Origin of the sequence: Dongia rigui (assembly GCF_034044635.1) — a bacterium.
GTDB lineage: Bacteria > Pseudomonadota > Alphaproteobacteria > Dongiales > Dongiaceae > Dongia > Dongia rigui.
The window spans coordinates 822,370-841,460 of sequence record NZ_JAXCLX010000001.1 but is presented as its reverse complement, the minus strand read 5'-3'; the positions used below and the strand labels follow the sequence as shown (position 1 = coordinate 841,460).

The window sequence follows — 19,091 nt, the reverse complement described above, 5'->3', positions numbered from 1 at the left end:
CCACAGGGAAACTTCATGGCCCATTCGTCATGCCGGTTTTGAAATCGGCGCTCAATCTTCAATCTACGGAATGCCGGGCCAACGCTGCCGCCATGGCGGAGCAGGTCGCCGCCTTGCAGCGCCTGCTGGCGGAGATTGGCGAAGGCGGTGGACGTGAAGCGCGCGCGCGGCATACCGCGCGGGGCAAGCTGCTGCCGCGCGAACGCATCCAGCTTCTGCTTGATCCGGGTACCCCCTTTCTGGAGCTATCGAGTCTCGCGGCGTATGGCGTCTATGACGATCATGTGCCGGCGGCAGGCTTGCTCACCGGCATCGGCCGCATCGCCGGACGGCTCGCCGTCATCGTCTGCAACGATGCCACGGTGAAGGGGGGCACCTACTATCCGCTGACCGTCAAGAAGCACCTGCGCGCCCAGGAGATCGCGGCGGAGAACGGCTTGCCTTGCATCTATCTCGTTGATTCCGGCGGCGCCAACCTGCCCAACCAGGATCAGGTCTTTCCCGATCGCGATCACTTCGGCCGCATCTTCTTCAACCAGGCGAACATGTCGGCAGCCGGTATCCCACAGATCGCCGTCGTCATGGGGTCCTGCACGGCGGGCGGCGCTTACGTGCCGGCCATGTCGGACGAAAGCATCATCGTCAAGAACCAGGGTACCATCTTTCTCGGCGGCCCACCGCTGGTGAAGGCGGCGACGGGTGAGGTGGTGAGTGCCGAGGATCTGGGCGGTGGCGATCTCCATGCCCGCCGGTCCGGCGTCGTCGATCATCTGGCCGAGAATGATTGGGATGCCTTGCAGCGGTGCCGCGATATGGTGGCGCGCTTGGGGCGCGGGGCCGGCGCACCGCTCGCGCCAAGCATCGCCTCGCGTGAACCACTTTATGACCCAGCCGAGCTTGGCGCCATCGTCCCGGTCGATACCCGCAAGCCCTATGATGTCCGCGACATCATCGCCCGCATTGTCGATGCGTCGGCCTTCGACGAATTCAAGCAGCATTACGGCGAAACGCTGGTCTGCGGTTTTGCGCACCTCTATGGCCATCAGATCGGCATCATCGCCAATAACGGCATTCTGTTTTCGGAATCGGCCCTCAAGGGGGCGCATTTCGTCGAGCTATGCGGCCAGCGCAAGATCCCGCTCGTGTTCCTGCAGAACATCACGGGCTTCATGGTGGGAAAGAAATACGAAGCCGGCGGCATCGCCAAGGACGGCGCCAAGCTGGTGACGGCCGTCTCCACCGTCGCCGTGCCCAAGCTTACCGTCATCATCGGCGGATCCTTTGGCGCCGGGAATTACGGCATGTGCGGGCGCGCTTTCGGGCCACGCTTCCTCTATATGTGGCCCAATGCCCGCATCTCGGTGATGGGCGGTGAACAGGCGGCCTCGGTGCTGGCGCAAGTGAAGCGCGACAATATCGAGGCCAAGGGCGACGCCTGGCCGCCTGAGGAGGAGGAGAAATTCAAGCAGCCGATCCGCGATCAATATGAACGTCAGGGCCACCCCTATTACGCCTCGGCAAGGCTGTGGGATGACGGCATCATCGCGCCCGCCGATACCCGCCGCGTATTGGGCCTCAGCCTCGAGGCCGCGTTGCAGCAGCCGATCGGTGAAACCCGCTTCGGCCTCTTCCGTATGTGAAAGAAAAAGATCATGACCGATATCGAACTTGAAATTGCCGGCCGTGTCGCCCGCATCACCATCAACCGGCCGGATCGGCACAACGCGCTCGATATCGCCATGATCGATGCCTTTCATGCGGCGCTTGATAAGGTGGCAGTGGATAAGTCGGCCCGGGTGCTGGAGATTCGCGCCCGTGGGGAGTCCTTCTGCGCCGGTGCCGACATCAATTGGATGCGGCGCATGGCGGAATATGACGCTGCCAGCAACATCGCCGACGCCAAGCGCCTTGCGGGCCTTTTCGAGAAGATCGCTTTTCTGCCCCTGCCGACGGTTGTCGCGGTCAACGGCCCGGCCTATGGCGGCGGCATCGGCATTGTCGCGGCCTGTGACTTCGCCATTGCCGTGCCGCAGGCTGATTTCGTGCTGTCGGAGGTGAAGCTCGGCCTCATTCCGGCGGTAATCAGCCCGCATATCATCCGCGCCATCGGCCCGCACGCAGCCAAGCGCCTCTTCCTCTCCGGCCGGAAATTCGATGCGGCCGAGGCCGAGCGCCTCGGCCTCCTTGCCGAAATCGTGGCACCGGAGAAGCTCGATGAGGCGGTGAATGCGCTGACCCGGCAGCTGCTCGACAACGCCCCTGAAGCGATGGCGGCGGCAAAGGAGCTGGTGCAGTTCGTGGCATCGAAGCCCTTGGGACCGGACGTCATCGCTGGTACGGCCGACCGCATCGCCGCCCGTCGCGCCAGTGCCGAAGGCAAGGAAGGCCTCACGGCGTTCCTGGAAAAGCGCACACCTGCCTGGCGCAAGGAATAGGCGGCGATGAATGCGTCGACACACCCCTCACCCCAACCCCTCTCCCCGCAAGCGGGGCGAGGGGCTTTTTGCGACGCTCGATCGGAACTCCCTCGCCCCACGCAGTGGGAAGAGGGGCGGGGTGAGGGGTCTTTGTTGCTGTCTGGTGGGGCCTAACCGATGTTCACCAAGATCCTCATCGCCAATCGGGGTGAGATCGCCTGCCGCGTCATCCGGACTGCGCGCGCGATGGGGGTGAAGACGGTTGCCATCTATTCCGATGCCGACCGGCATGCCCGCCACACGCAGCTGGCCGATGAGGCGATTCATATCGGCCCCGCGCCGGCGCGCGAGAGCTATCTGAAGGGCGAGCGCATCATTGCCGCCGCGAAATCGGCGGGCGCCCAGGCGATCCATCCGGGCTACGGATTCCTTTCGGAGAACGCGGCCTTTGCAAAGGCGGTGACGGAGGCCGGGCTTGTCTTCATCGGCCCGCCGGCGAAATCGATCGAGGCGATGGGCGCCAAGGATGCGGCCAAGGTGCTGATGCGCAAGGCGGGTGTGCCCGTGGTCCCCGGCTATGAAGGCAAGGCGCAGGATGCGGCGACCTTGCAAAGGCAAGCCGACAAGATCGGCTATCCAATCCTCATCAAGGCCGTGATGGGTGGTGGTGGACGCGGCATGCGCAAGGTCGACAAGGATGCCGACTTTGCGGAAAGCCTGGAATCGGCGCAGCGCGAGGCGCAATCGGCCTTTGGCGACAGCACGGTCCTGATCGAGAAATATCTCACCCGGCCGCGCCATATCGAAGTACAGGTCTTTGCCGATGGGCATGGCAATGTCGTGCACCTCTTCGAGCGCGACTGTTCGCTGCAGCGGCGCCATCAAAAGGTGATCGAGGAAGCGCCGGCCCCTGGCATGACCGAGGCCATGCGGAAACGCATGACCGATGCGGCGATTGCTGCCGCAAGGGCCATCGACTATGTCAGCGCCGGCACGGTCGAGTTCATCGCCGAGGGCGACAATCTCGACAATTTCTACTTCATGGAGATGAATACCCGCCTCCAGGTCGAGCATCCGGTGACCGAGATGGTAACCGGCCTCGATCTCGTCGAATGGCAGCTTTGCGTCGCTGCCGGTGAGCGACTGCCGAAATTGCAGGATGAGATCGCACTTTGTGGCCACGCCTTCGAGGCGCGCATCTGTGCCGAGGATCCGGCCCGCGACTACCGGCCGGAGACGGGCCGGCTGCTGCAATTCAGCGTACCGGAAGGGCCTTTTATCCGGCTCGATTCCGGTTTCGGGCAGGGCGACGAGATCTCCGTCCATTACGACTCCCTCATCGGCAAGCTGATCGTCGGCGGTGCCGACCGCGACGACGCGTTGGCGCGCCTGCGCGCCGCCCTCGGCCGTTCCCATGTCGCCGGTATCGCCAGCAACCTCAATCTGCTGACCCGCGCGGCTGGCGAGCTTGATTTTGGCACTGGCCACATCGACACGGGCTTCATCGCGGCGCATCCAGCCTTGCTGCGCCATACGGCCCCAGATTTCCCCGGCTGGGCGTGCCTCGCTCTGGCCGAACAACTTGACCTCGCGGCCGCGCGCGCAACAGACGCCTCGCCCTGGGCCGCTACCGACAACTGGCGCCTGGGTGGGCTGGCGCCGCTCGTCTGGCATTTCGAGTATGACGGCGTCGACCACGCGGTCTCGCTGCTGGCCCAGGGCGATCACTGGCTGGTCAGCTGGCGGGATGAGGCCTTGCCGCTGCGCCTGGTCGAACGCCGGGCGGATTCCTTCACGATCGAGCTGGGTGACCGGCAATATCACGCCCATCTCCATGCCGACGGTGCCACGCGCTGGCTCAAAGTGGGGCCGACGCGCTGGCGCGTGCGGGCGCTGGGTGCCTTTGGCCGCCCGCCGGAACGGCGCGACCAGGCGGGGGGGCACGGCGGAAGCGTCAGCGCCCCCATGCCCGGTCGCATCGTCTCGGTCCAGGCCGCGATCGGCGATATGGTCGTGGCAGGCCAGATCTTGCTGCGGCTGGAAGCCATGAAGATGGAGCACAATCTCGTCGCCGGCTCCGCCGGCAAGATCGCCGCCGTGTTGGTGGCGCCTGGGGATCAGGTGGTGGAGGGGGCGGAACTCATCCGCATTGAGGCCGGCGCATGAACCTGCCGGCCACAGTCCGCATCGTCGAGGTCGGCCCCCGCGACGGCCTGCAGAATGAAGCGGCACCCATCCCAACGGCGGTGAAGATCCGCCTCATCGAGGATCTGGCGGCAGCGGGTTTGTCGGAGATCGAGGCCGGGGCCTTCGTCTCGCCGAAATGGGTCCCGCAGATGGCGGATTCTGCTGCCGTCCTTGCCGGCCTCACGCGCGACCCCAGGAAGCGCTATCCGGTCCTCGTTCCCAATCTGCAGGGGTTGGAAGCGGCGCTGACGGCCGGTGCCCGCGACGTGGCGGTCTTTGCTGCGGCTTCTGAGAGCTTTTCCAGGAAGAACACGAACTGCTCGATCGACGACAGCATCGCGCGCTTCGAGCCCGTCCTCTCCCGCGCCCGTTCGGCAGGTGTTCCGGTTCGGGGCTATGTCTCCTGCGTCCTGGGCTGCCCCTATGAGGGGGAGATCGCCCCAGAGGCCGTGGCACGCGTCGCTAAGTCCCTGATCGATATCGGTTGCCATGAGATCTCGCTGGGCGACACGATTGGTGTCGGAACCCCCCTTGCCACCCAGCGCATGATCGGCGCGGTGGCGGAAGCGGTGCCGATTCCGCAGCTCGCCGCCCATTTCCACGACACCTACGGCCAGGCGCTGGCCAATCTGCTGGCCGCCATGCAGATGGGTATATCGGTCATCGATTCCTCGGTCGCTGGCCTCGGCGGCTGCCCTTATGCCAAGGGGGCGACAGGCAATGTCGCTACCGAAGATGTCGTCTTCATGCTCGACGGCATGGGCATCCAATCGGGAATCGATCTCACGCGATTGGCCGAGGCCGGCTGGCGAGTCCTGCGGCACTTTGACCGTGCGCCGCAAGCTGGCGTCTCGCGCGCGCTTTGGCAGAAAGCGCAGAAATCACAGGCATAACTCGCATGTGATGCGATTGGTGATTGCCGTCACTCGCCATTTATGGAATCTAAACATATCTATTTGGGCAAGTCGTTCAGCCGGGCTCATCCGGCCAACTTGCGAGAGAGATTGGGTTGCACCATGCGTAGTCGTTACGTTTTCGACGATGTCATCGAACTCACCACGCCGATCCGCCTGAAGAATGGCGTCACGGGCTATATCTCCGGCCGTTGCTGGAACGTTCGTCGCGGGGTCGAGGAATATGACGCCATGCTGGAAGGCAACCAGATGATCCGCGGCCTCGTCGCCCATGATTTCGAGGTGACCGGCCAGCCGCGCCTCGACCGCGTCCGCGCCGCCTGAGGGCGGATCGGGCGCGACGCCGGCGCCTTTTAGACTTCCTTAACGGGATACCCCTAGCATCGACAGGTCAAATGACCGTCTGGTGGAGGGTGTCATGAGCATCGGCAAATGGTTAACGGAATTGGTGGTCGGCCAGCCGGCCTTGCAGCCCATTCCCGTTCGCGCCCAGTCCCGCGCTCAGCTTATCGCCGAAGCCCGCCGTCAGGTGGGGAATGTGAGCGCCGAGACCCGCGACCGCCTGGCCGACGCGTTCGAGGCCCAGGCTGCCCGCCAGCGCATCGACCGGCAACTCCGCGATACCAGCGGCGCCCAGAACATGACCGATGTCATGCGCTCCATGATGAGCCGCCGCTAACACCGTCGCCTCCAGCCCAACTTTTCCTGAGTCTCACGCGGCCCTATCCCGCCCCGCTATCCCGCCCCGCTATCCCAGTGGGGGTATGCGCATGAATCCGGCACAGCCCAGCCCTGCGGGGTGTGGGGTTTAAGCGTGGCCCACCACCCGCTATAGTCCCGCCCGACTTTCCGAGGGGGCCGGAAACGCATCGGCCGCCCTTCATCATCATGAACGAAGAGGGATATGCGATGACGTCGAATGCGAACCTGCAGAAGCGCCGCGAAGCGGCCGTGCCGCGCGGTGTTGGCAATGCCTATGCGATCTTTGCCGAGAAGGCCAAGAACGCCGAGATCACCGATGTCGAGGGCAAGCGTCATATCGACTTTGCGGGCGGCATCGCCGTCATGAACACCGGCCATGGCCACCCCAAGATCATCGCCGCGGTGAAGGACCAGCTCGACAAGTTCAGCCACACCTGCTTCCAGGTGAACCCCTATGAGAGCTATATCCGCCTCGCGGAGCGCCTCAACAAGCTCGCCCCCGGGTCGACGCCGAAGAAGACCATCTTTCTGACCACCGGTGCCGAAGCGGTCGAGAACGCGGTGAAGATTGCGCGCGCGCACACCAAGCGAGCCGGCATCATCGCCTTCAGCGGCGCCTTCCACGGCCGCACGCTGATGGGCATGGCGCTCACCGGCAAGTACCTGCCCTATAAGAAGGGCTTCGGCCCGTTCCCGACCGACGTCTATCACGTGCCGTTCCCCGACCCCACCCAGGCCGACGGCGTGCAGCAATCCCTGAAGACCCTGGAGACGCTGTTCAAGGCCGATATCGGCCCGGACAACATCGCCGCCATCATCATCGAGCCGGTGCAGGGCGAGGGCGGTTTCAACCCGGTCCCCTTCGAGCTGATGAAAAAGCTGCGCGAGATCTGCACGCAACACGGCATCATGCTGATCGTCGACGAGATCCAGACCGGCTTCGGCCGCACCGGCAAGATGTTCGCCCATGAGCATAGCGGCATCGAAGCCGACCTCATCACGGTCGCCAAATCGCTGGCCGGCGGCTTCCCGCTCTCCGGCGTCATCGGCAAGGCCGAGATCATGGACGCCCCGTCCGCCGGCGGTTTGGGTGGCACCTATGGCGGCTCGCCCATCGGCTGCGCTGCGGCCAATGCGGTGCTCGATGTCATGGAAGAGGAAAAGCTGGTCGAGCGCGCCAATGTCATCGGCAAGCTGATGAAGGACCGCTTGGCCGACATGAAGAAGCGCAACACCACCGGCAATCGTATTGGTGACATCCGTGGCCTCGGCGCCATGGTCGCCTGCGACATCATCAAGGCCGACGGCTCGCCCGACGCGGACCTCACCAAGGCGATCACCGCGAAGGCCGGCGAGAACGGCCTCATCCTGCTCTCCTGCGGTGTCAACGCCAACACGCTGCGCTTCCTGATGCCCTTGACGTCTGAGGACAAGATCATCAACGAAGGCTTCGACATCCTCGAAAAAACGATCGCCCAGGCGATCGAGGGTGCGACGAAGGCGGCGTAACACTATCGCTTCAGAGGTCGGGCAGGCCCGACCTCTGGGGTGATGAGATGAGTTGAGGAATAGTCGCGTCGGCTTCGGGTGGGCGCGCTTCCTGTTTAGCCTGCGGATGTGTACGGCCTCTGCTTTGTGCTGTTCTCCAAGCCACTAGATTTAACTGGAGTGACCTTGGGTTCGCAGTGCTCCCCTACCCATGCTCAAGTCGTTGATACCTTCCGGGATTATGACGGGACGATGAACGGGTTCAAGGCAAGAAATTCGAGCCGGTAGGTAACAAGATGGTCGGAACGTTGATCTGAAGGGGAGGTTTTGTCGACCCCGCTCGGTTACAACTCTACTAGGCAAGGACGCTCTCGTTACGAAGCAAAGCGCCATCACTCGGCCTGCACTCTGCTACAACCAAGCAATCTGATGCCAGCTATATAACTACGATCAAGCTCCCACCGGAGCCGTCGTCCGCGGCATATCGCACGACCAGCTTTTCGGAGTTCATAACATTCATTACAAACTCTTCGCCGCTGACAGGATCGTTATGAACGCTGAAGCCACCTGACTGCGAGAACAATTCTGCTACCCGAAGAAGTGATGTGGCGGCTTGCTGGACACTAGCGTTCCCAACGATAGAGCTTCCATTTGAAGCTGTTTTTATTGCATTGCACAAGTCCTGCGGTTGCATAGTAGCGATCCTTTGCAGCGATACATGAACAACTTAGGAGGGCGGCTACGGTTTAGCCAAGCTAGGCGCATGACGCATGGTTTAAGTCGTGATCGCCGACCTTTCTTTCCGGCGAGCTGACAGAGCACTTAGTCGCAGATACTAAAAGAGTTTGACTCCTATAAAGTGTATTTGTCTAGTATAAAGGTATGTGAGGTTGTTTCGCGCGTAGGTAGGGTCGAATGAGAATCTTTTTGGTGGTTGTATGGCTCGTGCTGCTGGGGGTGCTCTTTGTTCTAGATTGGCCTCAGTTCAAGTTGGACAGTGACGTCGCGAATGTCGCGATCAAAGGGCTGGCGCAGGCGATGATTATTGCCTTTACCTACCTTATTTCCTTTGATGCGCGATCGGAGCATTACGCGGAAGTCGAAAAGAAAGTCGATTCTATCATCGACGTAACAAATTCAATTTCTGAGTTGTCGAAGAGACAAAGTGCAAAGGATGATGTTCGCACCCTTGTTAGTGTCCTTGACTATCTGCACGCCCTTACCAAGAGCTTCGCAAACTTCATCAAACCAATTGCTGATGCCCCTGAGGTGGTCGGAAATGACGCGGCGAGACGAGTGGTTGACACCCAAATCCGAGCTTACGCCGCTACAGTGCAATCCGTAAATGATGCTATAAAGTCGCGAGTCCGGGATCTTCAACCCAGGGTCGGAGACGAAGCAGCGTTCCGGGGAATTCTCGAAGAGATTGAAGCGGCCAATCGAATTGTTGAACAGTTCTTTTCCTCAACGAGGGGTATCGAGACAGGGCATGCGCCTAGGGTCGCGAGCCTGCCGAGTGATCCAGCGCTCGCAGCGCCCCGCTTAACGGCTGATGGTGAGGCAGATGAACGTCAATGACAATGCAGACCAAGGTGCAGTGAATCCTTCGTCTCTTCAGGATGCCAGCGCTAAATTGATTAGTCTTGCAAGAGATATAAGGAGGTTCGTTGCGACCTCCCCAATTAATCCTATGGAACGTGTTCGTCGAGATTGGAAGGTTGGCTTACTTGCCGTGCTGGTTATTTTAGCGGGCATTGTAATATCAGGTTTGTTTGGAGGATCGGAAACTGGCGCGTCTTCCGATAAGAGTGGGGCGCTGGCAGAAATCATTCGATATCAAGACTCGATTTTAGTGCAGGCTGCGGACCTGATCTCTACATGTGGGCCATTACCTCCATGTCGACAGAAGGCAGTAGATACTATTAACGCCGCACGAGAGAAGGTCCGACTTGAACTTGAATAGACGATCTCGCAGAGCAGTCTAAGGTGAAGTTGGCATAGTGCTTTCGCACAGCGTACTAAACCACGAGCGGGTCTGCGACCGCAGCCTCTTTGTATCATGACTGCTCTAAATGTATGATAACAGCAAGCACTTCGGTTTACTGATTTGCCGCGTGCCGGAGATTGAAGCCGCGCTGCATTTCTAGGCAAGTCTCTGTACGGATATCGGTTAGCCGTTCCAGCCTACATGCCTGCTTTCTTTTATTTTCACGCTTTCCTTTAATTAGCTCATTAACGGTGAGCCTAGAGAGTTCATGGAGGCAGCGAGTTCTTGCTGCGAAAGAATCCGCACGTCCAAGGCTTCGTGCTTTAAGATTACTCCCGGGTGAGTAGGCGCGCGACCCACGGCGCAGCGTGAAGCATCAGAAAGTGTCGATTTTGATTTTGTCGCAGCCATTTCTGTTCCAACAAAATGATATCCACCCATTGTCTAAGACGTGCATCATAAATTCAGTCTGCGTCCGTGATTCTCATTGAAGCTGACATCGGCTCAGCACTCACCCAGGTAGAAGCGGAAGGTCTTGCCGAAATGGCGGCCGACATCGGCACGTTTCGCCGGTACTGGCGCTGGGGAGGGGCGTGAGGCTTTGCTTCTTCTTTTTCGCGCTTGTCGCCACCCTCGCCCCGTCACGTCGTGCGCGGTTGCAGGGCTTGCGTGGGCATCGTTGTTGAGAGGGCGCCGCTATCTGGCGCTGGTGGGGCGGCATGGCGGGCGGGGGCTGCCCAGGCTTCCTCGCCATCGCTGATCACGGCCTGGTTCCGGCCGTTCGCCTTGGCGCGGTAGAGGGCGGCGTCGGCTTGGGCGCTGAGCTGGGCGGGGGTGATGCGGGTGCTGGCTTCTGTCGGCAGGATGGCGGCGCCGATGCTGACGCTGACACAAGGGGCGCTCGTGCTGCGGGCATGCGGTATGCCGAGCCGTGCCACGGCATCCAGCACGGCGGCGGCCATATGGGCGGCGCCGGCGCGGTCGGTATCGGGCAGGATCAGTGAGAACTCCTCGCCGCCATGGCGGGCGGCCAGGTCGCCCGGGCGGTGGCAGCTGGTGCGCAAGGCGTCGGCGATGGCCTTCAGGCAATCGTCGCCGGCCTGATGGCCGTATTGGTCGTTATAGGCCTTGAAGTGGTCGGCATCGACCACCAACAGCGTCAATGCCCGCTTGTGGCGCTGGGCGATCGCCATCTGCTCGGCCAGATAGGTGTCGAAGGCGCGCCGGTGGGCAAGGCCGGTGAGGCCATCCTGCATCGACATCTGCAGCAGCGTCTCATTGGCGGTCCGGAGGTCGGCGCTGTTCTGCACCAGCCGGTCATAATGGCGCGCGTTCTCGCTGAGCAGCACGATCAGCAGATAGCAGGCCGCGACCAGGCCATAGATGCGGCCGGCATACCAGCCAAGATCATAGCGCCCGGTGTTGAGCACCGCCGAGAGCGCGATGTCGAACAGCCAGGCACTGAGCACGACATAGAGCCACACATCGAGCACGGCATGCGGCCTGCGCTGCCAATGCAGGATGAGCGCAACGAGCGCCAGCAGCCAGATGCCGATGAGGAAGACCTTGCCCGTGACCGTGGTGCGGTTGACGTCGAGGAAGACCGGCAGCAGCTCCTGCCCCTGTGTCGCAAACGCCGTGAATGCGGCGACCGCCAGCAGCACGGCGGCGATGACGGTCCAGATCCGCGCGCGGGCCTTGGCGTGGTTGAGCCGTGGTGCCGCGCTCTCGGCATCGGCATCGGCACGTTGCGCCCTTCCGGCTTCAGCTTGCGGGCGCTTGGTGAGGGCATAGAGCATCACCAGCATCGGGAAGCCCGCATGCCAGAACATGTACATGGCCGAGGATGTCTGCGGCCCGGCGCCGAACAGCCCGGTGGGCGCGAAGAGGCCGGGGAAGATCAGCGCATAGGCGGCGGTCGCCGTGGCGGTGAAGAAGTATCCACCGGCCAGCATGAGAAGGCCCGGCGACATCCGCGCGCGGTACTGGCCAAAGAGCAGCACGGCGGTGACGAGGTCGCACAGCACCAAGGTGGTGACATAGATCGGGATGAAGACGGGAAACTCGACGAGCGGCTGACGCGCAAAACAGATGGCCACCACAAAGACCGCGGCCGAGGCGGCGATCATGATCCAGGCCGCGCGGAACTCCCGTGCCCCCGCGGGCTCGCTGGAGAGATGGGCCGAGATCAGCTGGCGCGGTGCTTCGTGCATGTGTCGCCGGTTAGAAATTATCCAGGACAACGACACGAGATTGTACGGCCCATCGAGGCGGGGGCAAGCAAACTATGCTGGATTCACCGACTCTTGGGCGATTGGCGCGCAGATTGGCTGCAAAAGTCGTCATCGACGCAAGACTGAACACCTATTGGCTGCGGGGGCCGCGCTTCGGCGAGGTCGCAGCGAGGTGGGTGGCTGGGTAAGAAGATGCCCGACCGCGTGCGCGGCATCACAGGTCCGCGCCTTGCGGAGATCGCAGCCCTTGTCGGCACGGCAAGGCGTGCGCAGGTTCATCTCCATCGGTGGCGCGGTTCTCGCGCTGCTTCGATCACGGAGGGAATATGCGGTCGTTCTTAAAGCGTGTCGGTCTTGCCTGCGGTGTCGCTGCCGGCCTGCTGGTGTCGTTTGAGTTTATCATGCCGGCCTTTGCGCTGCCCGCCGGCTATTTCCATCTACGCGGCTCGGTGCATGACGATTATCTGGGCGGTGCCTTGCGCGCCTGGGATGCGGTCGATAAGGACCAGCGCGTCAGCGGCTATGTGCGGCTGAACGCCACGACCTTCGCCAAGGATTCGCAGCTGTGGCAGGAGATCTTCCCGCGGAACGGCACGATCGACGTCATCCGCATCCGGAACAAGCTGACCGGCCAGTGCCTCGGCATGCCGCAGGACAATACCGGCCAGGCGGTGCTGCGGCCCTGCTCCGATCCCATCACGCTGTGGCAGAAGATTCCGTTTCCCGGCAACCGCGTCGTCTTCCGCCGCAGCGAGAGCGTGGTGGGGCCGTTCCTCGATGACTTCATCGATTGTCTGGCCAAGGACAAGCGCTGGCCGGGGAAGCTCCTGGTGCTGCCCTGCAATGACGGTTTCACGCCGGAGATGACGTGGGAAGCCTATATCTCGGGCTGATCCATCTCGGCCCAGTCTGCGCGGGCGCGTTGCGGTATCAGACCTGGTCGCGCAGGAAGAGGGTGGCGCTGCCCGCCGCCAGCGCCTTCATCTGCTCAGGTGTCGCGGGATTGCGGAGGATGAGCCGGCGCTGATGCAGTTCCAGCATCTGGGCCAGCTTGCCGAAGGCCGGTGTCGGCTTCTTGTCGGCGCCCATCGGCACCGTCCTTGCGGCCAGCGTCACCAAGCGGACATGGCGCGGCAGCCGCCCGATGAAAGCGGCGTCGAGGCCGGGCAGCTCCACCGCCACCGATTTAAAGAGGGGCGACAGGCGCATCACCAGATCCTCCAGCAGAGAGGCGGCGATGTCGCGAGGCGCATGGCGGATTTCCGCGATGATATTGCGTTTGCAGCTGTCGCCGAGCGTGCGGGCGACGTTGAACCAGCCCAGCGCGTCCTTGGGGCGGGTGAGCGTTTCCAGCCGCACCGGCGCCACCAGCAATTCCGAGGCGTTCTCGCCGAGAGACGAGAGGACTCGCTCCGCGGCGCCTGCCAGCAGAAAGGTCTCGGACTCCAGCGCGTATTTCACCTCGCCCAGGGCCACCAGTGAATCGGTGGCGGTGCGCAGCGCCTTGGGCAGGCGCATGAAACTGATCGCCGACGCTTCGCCTTTGACATTGGTGGCGTTGAGGATGATCGCCCGCTCGTTGCGCAGGCCCTGTTCCATGCGCTCCGTGGCTTCGAGGCGCACCCGTTCGCGCTCGGTCTTGAGGCGCCGCTCGATGGCGGCCACGATCGTTTCTTCCGGCTTGCCGATATGATCGGCGAGCGGCACCTGTTTCGTCACGCTGGAGACCTGGGCATCGACCAGGACCGGGTCGACGCCGGTCAGCCGCGCCTTGATTTCGTTAGCGATGGCGCGCGCCTTGAACTGCGCCTCGGTCTCGGTGAGATTGGCGAAGAGTACCAGATAGCCGTCATCGGCCGAGCGGCGGAAGATGTCGCCGCTGCGCATATGCTTTTCGATCGTGCGCTCGGCAACGCTGTAGGCGCGCTCGGCGATCGACGGCCACTTTTCGCCCAGCGCCTCCTTGATGTCCTGCAGTCCCACCAGCTGCAGCTTGCCTGCCACAAGCTGCGGCTTGTCCTTGTCGGCGTTGAGCGCATCGCGCATCGCCATTTCAAGATCCCATTGCTGCTTGGTCTGCTGCGCCTCGCTCGGCCGCAGCACCAGGATGTGGCAATGCTTGCCGTCGCCCTGCAGCACCGTGGTGAGTTCGACCTCGCCATCCTGCTCGGGCTTGTTCTTGACCCGCAGCATCGCGCCGGCGTGCCGCGTCTGGTCGAGTGCTTCGCCCGAGCGCATCATCTTGAGCATGCGCGGCCCGTCCTCGGCGCCGAGCAGCGTCGTGAACGGCTTGCCGGTGAGATCGAACACGCTCCAGCCGAAGCGGCGGGTGAGGGCGGTGTTTGCCATCAGGATGTTGCCGGCATCATCGGCCACGGCCAGCGCCTGGTTGATGACGCCGAAGACCGATGCCAGCAGCCGCTGGGTGGATTCGCGGTAGAGATCTGCCTTCTTGCGCTCGGTGATGTCGCGGCCGACGCGGACGAAATGCTTGAGCGTTCCGTCGGTGCCGAACATCGGCGTGGTGCTGACTTCGAGCCACAGCACCTTTCCTGCCGGGGTTACCGTTTCGACTTCTGAAATAGTGGCTTGGCGCGCTTGGGCCGCATCCTGCAGCCGAGCGATTTCAGCTTGATGGGTTCCCTTCTTCCACAGGCAGGATACCGGCTGGCCAACAAGGCTCTTCTCTGGGTGATCCCAGATGGCGGTGATCACTGAATTGGCAAACTCGATGCGGGGACCGAGTGCGGATGTCAGATCGCCATCCGTGACGATGATGGTTTCCGTGGTGTTGCTCAGCATCAGGTCTGCGAGCAGGGCGCGAATGGTGGCCGGTACAGCGGCAATCTGTGCTGCTTTGGCCTTCTCGGCGCCATCGATGACCGCAGTCGGCGGCATGCTCCATCTTTCCGAGGTGCCGGCGCGGCGTGTCGTTCAATGCCTGCCGAACTACCTCACCTAATTTGCCCCATGTTAGCGGCCGAGAGTTAGAGAGGCGTTAACCGCGGCAGGGGTGATCCTAGCAATGCAGTCTTGCAATCCCTCATCAAAAGGTTCTTGGTCCTGACGGTGGGTGGGTTATCCCTCTCGCCCGGTAACGCCCTGTTCAGTGAGTGACCGAGACGCAAACGCGCCGCGGCTTGACTTTCCGTTACGTTGATATCAACATGAAGCGACATGACAAATCAGCTTATGCGTGGCCGGCGCCTCGCGCAGACGCCTCCCAGTGAAAGCGCCGAGGGCGAGACAAGTTTCACGACGACACTGTTCGTGCGCGATCATTGCCTGTGCCTGCACGTGCAGCGCGCGGCCCGTGCCCTGGCCCGGCGGTTCGACGATGCCCTGCGGCCGCTCGACCTTACCAATGGCCAGTTCTCGCTGCTGATGTCGCTCAATCGGCCGCAGCCGGCGGGGATGGGGTCGGTAGCGCAGCTCCTCGCCATGGACCGCACCACCCTGACGGCCGCCCTGAAGCCGCTGGAAAGGCGTGGTCTGCTCAAGGTCAGCGTCGACCTCGCCGACAAGCGCGGACGGCTGCTGACGCTGACGCCCGCCGGACGCAAACTGCTGGCCAAGGCCGTGCCGATCTGGAAATCGCATCACGCGGCGATCGAATCGGGTCTCGGTGACCCGGATCGCCTGCGGCGGGACCTGACCATCCTGTCCTGAACCCGACGCCTTTTGCCGAAACCATCGGCCGGATCACACCCTTATCTATTATTCGCGAATTTTTGGGCGCCGCGCTGGGCAGTCCGACGATTTGTCACTTGCCCACTTATTGGCGACCTCACACGATGGGTCCGGGCCACAACCAATAGGGGATTATTTAAAATGCAAACTATCGCTATCGCATGCTTGGCCGTCGCGACCGTGAACAGCGCATTCCTGCTGTGGACCTTGTGGCGCATGTCCTCGACCGGCCGTCGTCCGGTCTGGCTCGGCCGACTTATCGGCTGATCCCAAAACGCCCCGGTCCATAGGGGGCGAGCAGCGGATCGCGCTGGCGGCCCAGGATTTCGGCGGCAGCAAAGAGGCCGATCGCCGGGGCGAGCGTGATGCCGGAATGGGTCACGGCGAGGTATAGACCGGGCCGATCCGGCGCCGGGCCGACAATGGGGAAGCCATCTGCCGGCATCGGCCGGTGGCCGATCTGATAGCGGTCGAAGGCGAGGGTGTCACCGCCCGTCAGCATTGCCTGCAGGCCGGTGAAGACCGTGCGCGCCGTCCCCGCCGCATCGCTGCCGGGATCCGATCCGCCAAAATGGGCGCCAGCGAGCAGGCGCCCATCCTCCAATTGCCGCACATGCATGTCCGGCGCCATCACCAGGCCGTTCAATCGCGTCGTCGTCGGCTTGGTCGCCACGAGCAAGCCGGGCGGGGCCGAGGTCGGCACATTGACACCGGCGGTGGCCGCCAAAGCCGTCGTCGCGGTGCCCGCGGCAACCACCACCTGATCGGCGGCGATGCGACGCTGTGCCGTGACGATTCCGACGATGTTGCCGGCCGCCATATCGATGCCGGTGACGGAGGCGTGTTGCAACTCGGCACCGAGGCCCACGGCGGCGGCAAGCAATGCCTGGGCCGTGGCGAGCGGCTCAAGCGCGCCTTCTTCCGCAACATGCAGCGCCATGGCTGGAGGTGCCTTCAGCGCCGGCTCCATGCGGCTGATCTCGTCGGCGGTCACGCGGCGGATGCCATAACCCCAGGTGCTATGCTGGGTGGCATAGGCGTCGAGTTCGCCTGGCGGCAGGTCGTAGATCAGGCCGCCCAGCCAATGCAGGCGGATGGCTGGGACTTCTTTGGCGAGGCGCTTCCATTCCGCCATGGCGCGGATGCGCAGGCGGAAATAGGGTTCCGGATTGCCCCAACTGGCATTGAGCCAGGCCCAGGAATGACGCGTGGCAATGCCGCCCGGCTGGTCGGCCTCGATAATGGTGACCTTGGCGCCGTCGCGCGCCAGATGCCAGGCGATCGATGCGCCGATGATGCCGGCGCCCACCACGATCACATGCGGCCGATCTGCCATGGCGATGTCCCCTTGCTCGCAAACAAAAATCCCCGCGACCTTAGGGGCTGCGGGGATCTTGTACCAGTGAAGAGGTGTCGCCCCTTAGAGCGAGCCGACCTTCTTCTTCAGGATATCGATGAGGGCGGAAACCTTGCCGCCGTTCGAACTGATGACCGAGGAGAATTCCTGGCGGTGCGTTTCGGCAAGGCTCAGGCCCTCGACGCGCACGTCGGTGATCATCTTGTTGCCGCCGGCGGTGGAGACGTCCCAATCGACGCGCGGCTCGCCTTCGGCGCCCTTGACGATGGTGAAGACGGTTGAAACATCACCCGTCTCCCGCACCTTCTGTATGGCCAGCGACTGGCCGGAATATTCAGCGAAGCGCTTGCCGTAGACGGCACTCATATACTGGGTAAAGACATCGACATAGGCCGACTGCTCTTCCGGCGTTGCGCGTTTCCAATAGAGGCCCAGCGTATGCTTGGCGAGCTTTGGCATGTCGAAGAACTGCTGCAGGATCGGCAGCAGTTTTTCCGCGCGTGCTTTGTCGCTGGTCGCCGAGGAAAGCTCGGTGATCGCCTTCTGCGACAGCGACTGGATGAACGCTTCGAGTTCAGCCTGGTCGGCAAACGCCGACGGGGCGGAAACGGAAACGGCGGCGGCAAATGCCGCCGCCGCCATGAAAGTCCTACGCGTCAGCATGGAACTCAGTTGGCCTCCGAGAGCTGGTCGCCACCGGCCGGGACCTGGGTCGCGGCAGAGGGTTGCGGCTGCAGCAGGACGCTGGGGAGTTCTGCGCCGTCTTCCGGGATCATCTCTTCCGAGGTGACCTTGCTGACCGCCGCATCCGGATCTTCGCCATTCTTGATGGCGTCGTTGCGGTGCTGGCGATAGAGGCTGCGGATGGTCGCATAGAAATCGACCGAGCCCTTTTGCAGTTCGGCGATTGTCTCGAGATTGCGGGCGCGGGTGTCGATGCCCTCGACCGCAAAGCGGGTCGTGTTGATCCACGAGACATTATAGACGTAGCCGACCCAGGTGAGCGGATCGAGCACGTAATCGACCAGCTTGCCGCCGACGTCGCGCGGATTCGATGGGCCGAGGAGCGGCAGGTGCAGATAGATGCCCTCGCCCGAGCCCCAGACCGCGAGCGTCTGGCCGAAGTCTTCGTCGTGGTAGTTGATGCCGAACCAGCTGGCTGCATCGAGAATGCCGCCGATGCCCAGCGTCGAGTTGATGAGGAAGCGCGACGCGGTCGTGCCGGCGCGGCCACCTTCACCCTGGAACAGGTCGTTCGCCAGAATGACCGGCGCATGCAGGTTGCGCAGGAAATTGCGAATGCCGTCCTTGGCCGGATCGGGCAGCGCAATGTTGTAGTAGCCGGCAAACGGCTTCACGAGCAATTCGTCGAGCCCGTGGTTCACTTCGAAGAAGTAGCGGTTCATCGGCTCCAACGGATCGTTGGCTTCGTTGAACGCCTGGACGGCGGCTTCGTCGCTGGGATCGGGCGGCGTGGCGCAGCCACTGGCCAGCAAACCGAGGGCCACGGATGTGACAGCCAGCGTCGTCTTGGTGAAATTCATGACCTTAAACATAGAACCCCTAACCCTTTCCGGTAGCCCGGTTTCGAAAAGTTGATCTGCTCTTCTAGCGAACCGTTGCACCGTCCCCCGAAAGCGGCCTCCATCTTGTCCCCGGCCGCGGAATCTTGAACGTGCCTCAAGCTCTCAGTCGTGACTTGCATCCATCTGACGGTGCGGCCCAGCCACATCGCCTTTGTCACATTGTCACGGCTAAAACCTTAACCGACCCTTATCCACGCTGCCGCGGAGTCCGACCGGTCAACCCGTGCGCTTTGATAACACACGCATTTTCAAAGTGAAAGATGAGTCACTAAGGGGTCGTGGCAGAGCCGTTTGCGGCTGTGGCATAAATGACGCAGAAGGCGCCATCCGGCTGGCAAGATTTCCTAAATCGCACGGAAATCGGTCGTTTTCACCAGGCGAAACGGCTTTAATTCCTTGTGCATTGCCACAAAAACAGGCGACTGCGCCGTGGTATTTCCAAGTGCTGCGGTCAGAATTTGTGGAAAAGACGTCCGAAAAAGGGCGGCGGCAATCTTCACGACGAAGCAAAAGCGAAGGCAAAACGCGC

Annotated in this window: 17 protein-coding genes; 12 read left to right on the top strand and 5 right to left on the bottom strand. The window is 62.4% G+C overall.

Going from position 1 to position 19,091, the window contains the following annotated elements:
- Positions 1-29 precede the first annotated feature (29 nt).
- The 9 genes from SMD31_RS03825 to SMD31_RS03785 all read left to right on the top strand — a co-directional run bounded on the left by SMD31_RS03825 (position 30) and on the right by SMD31_RS03785 (position 9,671).
- On the top strand, positions 30-1,640 hold the full coding sequence (locus SMD31_RS03825) for a carboxyl transferase domain-containing protein (RefSeq protein WP_320499399.1): 1,611 nt from the start codon (positions 30-32) through the stop codon (positions 1,638-1,640).
- A 12-nt stretch (positions 1,641-1,652) separates the two neighbouring features.
- Entirely contained in the window at positions 1,653-2,435 is a 783-nt protein-coding gene (locus tag SMD31_RS03820) for an enoyl-CoA hydratase-related protein (protein WP_320499398.1), read from the top strand.
- Positions 2,436-2,594: 159 nt separating this feature from the next.
- Complete coding sequence (locus tag SMD31_RS03815) at positions 2,595-4,583, top strand: acetyl/propionyl/methylcrotonyl-CoA carboxylase subunit alpha (protein WP_320499397.1); 1,989 nt, start codon at positions 2,595-2,597, stop codon at positions 4,581-4,583.
- Entirely contained in the window at positions 4,580-5,497 is a 918-nt protein-coding gene (locus tag SMD31_RS03810) for a hydroxymethylglutaryl-CoA lyase (RefSeq protein WP_320499396.1), read from the top strand. The genes SMD31_RS03815 and SMD31_RS03810 overlap by 4 nt, the downstream gene beginning before the upstream one ends.
- A gap of 123 nt (positions 5,498-5,620) precedes the next feature.
- Positions 5,621-5,842, top strand: coding sequence for a hypothetical protein (locus SMD31_RS03805; RefSeq protein ID WP_320499395.1), 222 nt, complete (start codon positions 5,621-5,623; stop codon positions 5,840-5,842).
- Positions 5,843-5,936: 94 nt separating this feature from the next.
- A complete protein-coding gene (locus SMD31_RS03800) occupies positions 5,937-6,197 on the top strand; it encodes a hypothetical protein (protein ID WP_320499394.1) in 261 nt (86 codons plus the stop codon).
- A 230-nt stretch (positions 6,198-6,427) separates the two neighbouring features.
- Positions 6,428-7,729, top strand: coding sequence for a 4-aminobutyrate--2-oxoglutarate transaminase (gabT, locus tag SMD31_RS03795; protein WP_320499393.1), 1,302 nt, complete (start codon positions 6,428-6,430; stop codon positions 7,727-7,729).
- Between the two features lie 894 nt (positions 7,730-8,623).
- Positions 8,624-9,286, top strand: a complete 663-nt coding sequence (locus SMD31_RS03790) for a BAR domain-containing protein (RefSeq protein WP_320499392.1) — start codon at positions 8,624-8,626, stop codon at positions 9,284-9,286.
- Positions 9,273-9,671 (top strand): hypothetical protein, encoded by a 399-nt coding sequence (locus tag SMD31_RS03785; RefSeq protein ID WP_320499391.1) that lies wholly within the window; start codon positions 9,273-9,275, stop codon positions 9,669-9,671. The genes SMD31_RS03790 and SMD31_RS03785 overlap by 14 nt, the downstream gene beginning before the upstream one ends.
- A gap of 665 nt (positions 9,672-10,336) precedes the next feature.
- Here the strand turns inward: SMD31_RS03785 and SMD31_RS03780 are convergent.
- Positions 10,337-11,908 (bottom strand): sensor domain-containing diguanylate cyclase, encoded by a 1,572-nt coding sequence (locus SMD31_RS03780; RefSeq protein WP_320499390.1) that lies wholly within the window; start codon positions 11,906-11,908, stop codon positions 10,337-10,339.
- 347 nt (positions 11,909-12,255) lie between these two features.
- Here SMD31_RS03780 and SMD31_RS03775 point away from each other — a divergent pair, with 347 nt between their 5' ends.
- On the top strand, positions 12,256-12,822 hold the full coding sequence (locus SMD31_RS03775) for an RICIN domain-containing protein (RefSeq protein WP_320499389.1): 567 nt from the start codon (positions 12,256-12,258) through the stop codon (positions 12,820-12,822).
- Between the two features lie 37 nt (positions 12,823-12,859).
- On the opposite strand, the gene SMD31_RS03770 is transcribed toward SMD31_RS03775, so the two are convergent.
- Positions 12,860-14,827 (bottom strand): PAS domain-containing protein, encoded by a 1,968-nt coding sequence (locus tag SMD31_RS03770; RefSeq protein WP_320499388.1) that lies wholly within the window; start codon positions 14,825-14,827, stop codon positions 12,860-12,862.
- Between the two features lie 279 nt (positions 14,828-15,106).
- Between SMD31_RS03770 and SMD31_RS03765 the strand changes: the two genes are divergently transcribed.
- Together SMD31_RS03765 and SMD31_RS03760 are read left to right on the top strand one after the other, a co-directional pair.
- Entirely contained in the window at positions 15,107-15,598 is a 492-nt protein-coding gene (locus SMD31_RS03765; RefSeq protein ID WP_320499387.1) for a MarR family winged helix-turn-helix transcriptional regulator, read from the top strand.
- A gap of 162 nt (positions 15,599-15,760) precedes the next feature.
- Positions 15,761-15,886 carry a hypothetical protein gene (locus SMD31_RS03760; protein WP_320499386.1) on the top strand — a complete coding sequence of 42 codons (126 nt, stop codon included), beginning with the start codon at positions 15,761-15,763 and terminating at the stop codon, positions 15,884-15,886.
- Here the strand turns inward: SMD31_RS03760 and SMD31_RS03755 are convergent.
- From SMD31_RS03755 to SMD31_RS03745, 3 genes are all read right to left on the bottom strand, one after another.
- Positions 15,876-16,955, bottom strand: a complete 1,080-nt coding sequence (locus tag SMD31_RS03755; protein WP_320499385.1) for an NAD(P)/FAD-dependent oxidoreductase — start codon at positions 16,953-16,955, stop codon at positions 15,876-15,878. The two genes, SMD31_RS03760 and SMD31_RS03755, sit on opposite strands and share 11 nt — an antisense overlap.
- A gap of 84 nt (positions 16,956-17,039) precedes the next feature.
- A complete protein-coding gene (locus SMD31_RS03750) occupies positions 17,040-17,639 on the bottom strand; it encodes an MlaC/ttg2D family ABC transporter substrate-binding protein (RefSeq protein ID WP_320499384.1) in 600 nt (199 codons plus the stop codon).
- Between the two features lie 5 nt (positions 17,640-17,644).
- On the bottom strand, positions 17,645-18,532 hold the full coding sequence (locus SMD31_RS03745) for an MlaA family lipoprotein (RefSeq protein ID WP_320499383.1): 888 nt from the start codon (positions 18,530-18,532) through the stop codon (positions 17,645-17,647).
- Positions 18,533-19,091: the final 559 nt, after the last annotated feature.